6 protein-coding genes are annotated in these 7,731 nt (G+C 41.7%); all 6 read left to right on the top strand.

The features are described 5' to 3' along the window. Window positions 1-2,638 (top strand): flagellin (locus QZV24_RS09545; RefSeq protein ID WP_294523268.1); only part of this gene is annotated, 2,638 nt, incomplete at its 5' end. Window positions 2,639-2,861: 223 nt separating this feature from the next. Beyond that, entirely contained in the window at window positions 2,862-4,235 is a 1,374-nt protein-coding gene (locus QZV24_RS09540; protein WP_294523266.1) for a radical SAM protein, read from the top strand. A 15-nt stretch (window positions 4,236-4,250) separates the two neighbouring features. Then, on the top strand, window positions 4,251-4,481 hold the full coding sequence (locus QZV24_RS09535) for a hypothetical protein (protein ID WP_294523264.1): 231 nt from the start codon (window positions 4,251-4,253) through the stop codon (window positions 4,479-4,481). A 452-nt stretch (window positions 4,482-4,933) separates the two neighbouring features. After that, window positions 4,934-5,146 carry a flagellin gene (locus QZV24_RS09530; protein ID WP_363138181.1) on the top strand — a complete coding sequence of 71 codons (213 nt, stop codon included), beginning with the start codon at window positions 4,934-4,936 and terminating at the stop codon, window positions 5,144-5,146. A gap of 205 nt (window positions 5,147-5,351) precedes the next feature. Continuing rightward, window positions 5,352-6,026, top strand: a complete 675-nt coding sequence (locus tag QZV24_RS09525; RefSeq protein ID WP_290655865.1) for a response regulator transcription factor — start codon at window positions 5,352-5,354, stop codon at window positions 6,024-6,026. After that, window positions 6,001-7,317, top strand: coding sequence for a cell wall metabolism sensor histidine kinase WalK (locus QZV24_RS09520; protein ID WP_294523262.1), 1,317 nt, complete (start codon window positions 6,001-6,003; stop codon window positions 7,315-7,317). The genes QZV24_RS09525 and QZV24_RS09520 overlap by 26 nt, the downstream gene beginning before the upstream one ends. Window positions 7,318-7,731 lie beyond the last annotated feature (414 nt).

Below are 7,731 nucleotides of genomic sequence, written 5' to 3'. Positions count from 1 at the left end.
GGCGAAGGTTATTGACGCGCATAATGATACAAACACTGATGTTGATCGGGCGATTATCCAAAAGGAAATCAGCCAGTATTATGATGAGATAAATGATATTGCAGCGGAGACAACATTTAACAGCAAACTGTTACTGTTGGGTAACACCGTGCAGGAAACGGTGAAAAGCTGGGTGGTGCTTGACCATGCTGAGCTGGTTGAGGACAGTGACAGTTTGAATTTGATTCCTGATACTCAAGGAGATTTGGATGGTGAGCTTGGTCCATTTGATACCTTTGGCAGTGCATCAGATAGTGTACCCTATGATGGCTACACATTGAAAAATATTAGTGCAACTACTATAACTGGTTATGATACTGCAGCAAATACTAATGTTAATCAATCCAAGCTTCATGGTGGGACGGAAAATACACCGAATACTATTGAAATAAATTTGGCTGGCTTGAATAATGCTGGACTAAACAATACGGCGTTTACGGTCACATACCCTAATAGTAATAACATTACTTATGTTTTAACCACAGATACAAGCAAGAATTACAGAAATAGTGGCAACTCTTATGAAATCAATATTTCTGGCATGAATAACAGTCAGGTTGCTACGGCAATAGCTGACAAGATAACTTCAAATCTAGGGAGTTATTATAGTGTTGCGGTCAGTGGTGAAAAGGTAACCCTTACTACCAAAGCCCCTTCCAGTGGCTACGATAATAAGACTGCGTATAATAATACCAGCTATTACAATGTAAAGGGCGTAGCCTTGGCAGGCGGAGATTATAATGCCGGTGTGAATCGCACAGCGGCACAGGCAACTGGCTTGGGGAATTTTAGTCTAAGTGGTGGTAAGGCAGAAGAGGGACATTATGAGCCAAGACATGACCCGGCAACTGATCAGACTGTTCAGGTATATGTTAAGGATAAAGATGCAGTAAAGGCAACAGCCACTAAAAGTATAAGTAGCGTACCAGTGGGTTCAGGTATTACCTTGACGGGATACACTAACTATGGCACCTCCAGTACGGCGTATCTCGTGTTTAAGAATGATAGCAGTGCTCTGTCTTATGATAGTAGCAATGGTTATTATACTGTTGGTAAAAATTATAATGGTAGCTTTAGCATTGCCAATATGACGATAAAACTGTCTGGTGGAACCATGACTTTAACGGCTAATTATGCAGGTACTGCAGGCAACAGCAATGGCGCGTCAGATGGAGTATCGGCTTCTTCAGCTACCACTACACCGGATTATTACACTGCAGCAACGGCTCTTTCAGGGATTACTAATAATCGTAATGCGGCTGATGGCGCTGTAGCTCATTGGGATTGGGATTTGTCTGGGTATAATATTTCCGATGCTGATAAGGCGGAGGAATTAATAGACAGCATGGTGGGCAAAGCCTTCTATCGAAGTTATAATTCCACCAATTATGAATTTATTGATTCAGGCAAAGCTCCTGCCCTGGAAAGCATAAACAAGATAAATGGAGCTACTACGATTGATTTAAATTCTATAAGAACCAGCGTAGAGTCCGGAAAAACTGTGTCGGAGGCGTTTGCCAATCTGATAACCGCAAAGCTTGGTTCCTGTGCTTCGCCGATAAAGAACAGCTCCGATGAAATAACCGGGGTGCAGATTAATGCAAGCCAGCCAGGTACTGTGGGCAATGACCAATATATGGTATTTAGGGAAGGCGGCCTGAGGGATTATACCATTGACTTTGCCAGTGCTTTTTCCTCTCAGGGGGTAGCAGATAGTGATATTCCTTCGGCATTAAATGGTAAGGGCATAAGATTTTATTGTGCTACAGATTCATCTCAGTGGGTTAACCTGCAGTTCGTAAACGGTATAAGCCCAGATGACGATGATCGTCCAACCAGTGGTACTGAGGCGTTGGATATAAAAACCTTTGTGGTGGATGTCTCTGATGTTACTGATGTTAAATCGTTGGTTAAGACCATTTATGAAGGAGATGGCAATAAGAATCCGCAGGGATTGGAGGATTGGCTTACCAATACTTACAGGCACTTTTTCCAGTTGGCGGCGGACTATGAAAATGGCAGCATTACAATTTATGATAGCCGGCGATATACTGTATTGAATGATAGCAGATATTTAGATCGCCAGGAAAAAGGGGCCAAGATTGCCGATGGGGTTCTGGATAATGTGGTACAGGATAAGCGCTATGTCTATGTGAATGATTTGGTTATTCATCACACGGATCGTTCCAGTGCCAATATTCATGTGCGGATTCCGCAGACCACCATGGACCATATCTTTGGCTACAAGGTGGGGAGCTATTCTTTGGATGATTACAGCGTAATGACTTCGGAAAAACGGGAGAAGCTGTTGGGCACCGATGGACCACCAAAGGTAGAGGGGACACTTGACAAGGGACTGCAATATCTGATTGATGCCAATACCCTTATTGGTGCCCAGATTGTTCATATGGAACACGCGGAAGCCAATATTATTACGGATCAGGAAAGTACCATGGCGGCGGAGTCAGTTATCCGGGATGCGGATATGGCTAAGAGTTCTTTGGAGTTAGCTACGGCCCAGATTCTATCTCAAGCCGGTCAGACTATGCTGAGTCAGTCTAACCAGAACAGCAGCAATGTATTGAGCTTGTTGCAATAAAATAACAATAATTAAGGCTGGTGTTATTATTAATGTACCAGCCTTTAAGTGTGTCTATAATTTTTAATAAGGGAATCTTTGGTCGTACTTAATTATACCAACCCAATAAGGTACAATAGCCACCTGGAATGGTGTATAATAAATGTAGCAGTTTCATTACAAGTGTAAAACATTTATTATTCAAGAATCTATCATCATAACATCGGATAGGGAGGACAAAAAAATGAAGATTTGCATTGCTTCTAGATTATACGGAATGGTATCTCATGATATAACTAATCATTGTAATGCTCGTTGCAAATTCTGCTTTAATGATTGGAAAAAATTACATCCATGTAACATGGAGAAAGAAATATTTAAAAAATCTCGAAGCATTATTCCATTTTGTAATCCAGAATTGTTTCTTTTTTCTTGCCTCTTTGAACCTACATTGCATCCAGATTTTTTTTCGTTGTTGTATATGATACCTTATCAATATAGAGATAAGGTTTTTTTCACTACAAATTTAGTAAAGAAATTGTCAGATGATGAGCTTGTTGCTTTGTGTAATTCACCAGTGAGCTATTTTAATATTTCATTAGAGACATATGATGATAGTAAATATTCTTTTTTAAGTGGTACTAAGAACAGCGTCTTTTATGATAATCTATCCAGATTGGGGAATATAGCCAAGTCATTAGGAAAAAATAAAAAGATCAGAATAATAACTATGATTTTGCGAAGTAATATGGACGAAATTATTTCGCTTATTGAACGTGTTCATAGAGAAATTTCACCTGTAGTTCATGAGCTGAGAACACCATATGTATCGGATGCGATTGAGACGTTTTTAAAAGATGAAATGTTGTCTAGGCAAGAACTTAATCTGTTGTATGAGAAAATAAAGGCATTGGGGTACAATGAGGTTGTGCTGGATTTAGGGCGCGATAAGGAAGTGTTTGATAGTCATATAGAAAGGAAAAAAAATATTGTTTTTAGTGATGGAATAAAGGATGATAATCCTGCACATAGAGTGAGAATAGAGCCGAATGGGTTGGAGACGCTGGATACGGTATTAAGGAATCAATGCATAAATACATTTACTTATCGCGTTAGGATAAATTCGGATGGTACAGGGTACTTTAATGATACTGATGAGTATTTTGATTTGCATGATATTGAAGATGTCACGATGTTTTGGGCGGATAAATTGCGTTACTTACAAGAAAAGGAAACAGAACAGTATTTATTTAAAGATGCAACTTCCTACGAGGCTGTTTTATATTCAGATGAAGCATTGCGTGGTGAGCTTAGTGAAGTAATAATTTATGATGGTGAATTTGTGACTTTACATGGATATTGTGAGGATAGGAATGGCTTTTGGCAGGGAAAAGAAAGAGTGGTGCTGCTAATGCAAAAATCAGTTGATGGAGTATTATTGCACACACAGACTATAACACAGCAAGATGTAGGAACAGCTGGTTTTGCTACAAAAATCTCCTTTAATAGACTAGATGTGAGTTCGGAGGTTGAAGTTTTTGTAGGGTACAAGGATAATGATTGCTTGCATATGAGAAAATTAGCTGTGTTACCATCGCTGCAGCAATTTGTTAGATGAGAGGTAAATTTACTAATGAAAGGCATACCTGACAATTCTGTGACATATAAACTTATATTACAAGATAGCCCTATTGCTACTATGCCGCAGAGCGGTGGTGATGTAATAGCATGTATTGCTGCATTTGAGCGAGGATGTAAAAATGTCTATTTGGTGGATGATTTAGGTAGATATTCTGGTCAAGCAATTACTATTAAATATTGGGAAGTTGTAGGTTGTTTTCTAAGTTGGAACCGTTTACCGTAGGTGTGTTTTATGATAGTGGTGAAGATACTACAACATAATTGAAATGTGGTGATCTTTTTGAGGTGTTTTTATTGCTACCTTCTGATGATAGAGTTATAGTGGTGGTTAGTAATCACTATTCTGTCTTTAAAGAGTTGTTCATAAGTATGGGATTAGAGGAAGGCAGTGACTTCGTTGATGGTTATATATTAACTAGGACAGATAGAAAGACTTCTGATTTTGATGATTCTGCAATAATAGGACGATATTAGATAAGTATTTGATTACAAGTCATAGTGCGGATTATCAATCTCTTCTAAGTCATATTACAGATGATGTTATTTCTTTGATTTGGTTAGATTATTAGTTGGTTAATGTGGAATAAAAATCTTTGAAAGGTGAGAGGATAATGCACAAGTATCCTATTTTTTATTTTTCAATAAGAAAAGATGAAATAGAACCAGGGCAGATAAATCGGCTGTTATATTTCGAGAAGGGATAACGTAGAAGCTAATATTATTACGGATCAGGAAAGTACCATGGCGGCGGAGTCGGTTATCCGGGATGCAGATATGGCTAAGAGTTCTTTGGAGTTAGCTACGGCTCAGATTCTATCTCAAGCCGGTCAGGCTATGCTGAGCCAATCCAACCAAAATAGCAGCAATATTTTGAGTCTGTTGCAATAAAGTAATGATAAAGAGGCCGTTGCCGGAAAAATCCAGTCAATGGTCTCTTTTTGTGTGTTTGCAGATGCTGGTCATAGGTAAATTTTCGGTTTGATAACTTATCTGCCTGCTTCTTGCTATTGGTTTTCACATATTTTTCAAAATATGGTACTATTATGTAGGTTGAGTAGGAAGGTTTTAGCTTTGATATGACGAGGTGAATTGCATGCGTGTTTTGTTGGCAGAGGATGATATGAAGCTGGGGAAGCTTACCCAATATATGCTGGAAAAGGATGGTATTTCCACGGAGTGGGTGACCACCGGTGATATGATATATGATTGTGCCATGTATGAGGACTACGATGTGCTTATACTGGACTGGATGATGCCCAAGGAAACCGGGGTAGAGGCTTGCAAACGCCTGCGGGCCGATGGGTATCAGAAGGCCATTTTGCTCCTTACAGCCCGGGATGCGGTGGAGGACCGGGTGACCGGTCTGGATGCCGGCGCAGATGACTATCTGGTGAAGCCCTTTGAGTTTTCTGAGTTGATGGCCAGACTCCGGGCCCTGAGCCGGCGCAGCAGTCAAAAAATCCAGCAGGATATCGTGGAGCTGGGGGGATTTACCCTGGACCGTACCTCCAAGCTTTTGATGAAGGGCAAGCAGGAAATTCAGCTTTCTCCTCGTGAGTTCCAGATTTTCGATTTGTTGGTGCAGAATATGGGCATCGTGGTGCCGAGAGAGATTATTCTGGATCGTATTTGGGGTATTGAGTCGGATGTCAGCTCCAACAATATTGATTCTTATGTGAAGCTTATTCGTAAAAAGCTTGATTTGGCCGATGGCAAGATTATGATTAACACGATAAGAGGTGTTGGCTATAAACTGGAAGCGAAATAAGCTGAACATCCGGGGAATATTTTTCCGCAGCCGGATGCGCCTGACAGCGGCGTATTCCCTGTTGATGTTTGGGTTGTTTATCATAATTATTTTTCTGGCCCATCAGACTATGGAATGGGCGGTAATGTCCGAGCAGGCCCGTGAGCTGTCGGAAATGGTTCATTCTGTTTCGGAAACTGAGTCGGCTATGACCCGCAACGGGGTATATACCGGCGGTGAAGAGCTGGGCAAGCGGGAGCGGATGTTCTTTTATACCTATGATAAAAGCGGTCGCCTGCAGAATTTTTCCCGAGCACCGGAGCGGATTGAGGAGGATGTGCTGGAGGTAATTCGTCAGGGCGAGGTACCGGTTAATGATGTGGCCCTGTTCATGCAGCGGGAGGATGAGGAAAAGCCTAATGTGCTGATGATGACCTCCTGTGATGTGCGGCTGGTTACCGGCGAAAAAATCGGTATGGTATATCTGGGCAAGGATGTTTCGGCTCTGTATAAAGGTATTCGCAAGGCGACATATTTCTTTGGCGGGATATCCTTTTTGGCTCTGCTTACGGCTATTGCACTGGGCCACGCCGTGTCCGGTGGCATAGTGGAAGGCATGCAAAAGGCGTATTACAAACAGCGGCAGTTTGCAGCGGATGCTTCCCACGAGCTGCGGACTCCGTTGAGCGTTATTATGGCGTCGGCGGATTTGTTGGCCAGTGACCCGTCCATTGAGTCGCCTTTCTTAAAACAGGTGCTGCAGGATCTAAAGGATGAGGTCAAGAAAATGTCCAATCTGGTAGGCTCACTTCTGCAAATTGCCCGGTCAGACAATAATGCTGAACCGATGAATGTGCAGGAGTTTGACCTGATTGTCGATATGGAGCAGCTGGCTCGCAAAATGCAACCCTTGGCCGAAAAGAAGCAGATTTCCCTTAGCCTGAATGCTACCGGTGTGGCAATGTACAAGGGGGATGAGCAGAAAATCCAGCAGCTGATGCTGATTTTGGTGGATAATGCCATAAAGTACACGCCGGAAGGGGGCAAGGTGTTATTGTCCTTCGATGGCCGGCGGGGGAGTTCTGTTCATTTTTCGGTGCAGGATAACGGCATTGGCATCGCCCGGGAGGATATGGAAAAGCTCTTTGAAAGATTTTTCCGGGTGGACAAGGCCCGGTCCCGTTCCATGGGGGGCAATGGCCTGGGCTTGGCTATTGCCAAGAGCATTGTGGAAGCCCATCACGGTCGGATAGATGTGGAAAGTGAACTGGGCAAGGGGACAACCTTTAGGGTTATAATAAAGAACCTTTAAATGATAATTCCTCTATTGATAAGCAACGGTAATGATATAATGTTGATAAGAAAAAAGAGACAGCTGATGGCGTTAGTCAGCTTCCTCTAATGGGTGTAGCCGACCACTGCAATGGTCGGCTTTATTGTACCCTCAAAGTGGTTACTTCAAGTAGTCAATAACGGTGATTAGAAGAATCAGAAATTCTATCATCAATGATAGTTTTTCGTAAAGACTCATAGGCACCACCTCCTTTACGGAGGAAACCGACACATCAGTTGTCTCTCGCTCTATATTATAATATAAAATGTATGTTCTATCAATAGCCGCACCTCGTTGTGTGGTCTTTTTTTATACTAAAAGTCAAAATGTCTAAAAAATAATTGACTTTTTGACTTATTGCTTTATAATAGGCTTAGAAGGCAAAATACACCA

Origin of the sequence: uncultured Anaerovibrio sp., assembly GCA_902786545.1 — a bacterium.
GTDB lineage: Bacteria > Bacillota > Negativicutes > Selenomonadales > Selenomonadaceae > Anaerovibrio.
The sequence above is the reverse complement of the archived record's forward strand: the minus strand, read 5'-3'. Positions and strand labels throughout refer to the sequence as shown.

Bases quoted from the DNA above. Each gene is read 5' to 3' on its own strand.
- QZV24_RS09535 (WP_294523264.1), top strand. From the start codon at position 4,251: ATGAAAGGCATACCTGACAATTCTGTGACATATAAACTTATATTACAA.
- QZV24_RS09540 (WP_294523266.1), top strand. From the start codon at position 2,862: ATGAAGATTTGCATTGCTTCTAGATTATACGGAATGGTATCTCATGAT.
- QZV24_RS09525 (WP_290655865.1), top strand. From the start codon at position 5,352: ATGCGTGTTTTGTTGGCAGAGGATGATATGAAGCTGGGGAAGCTTACC.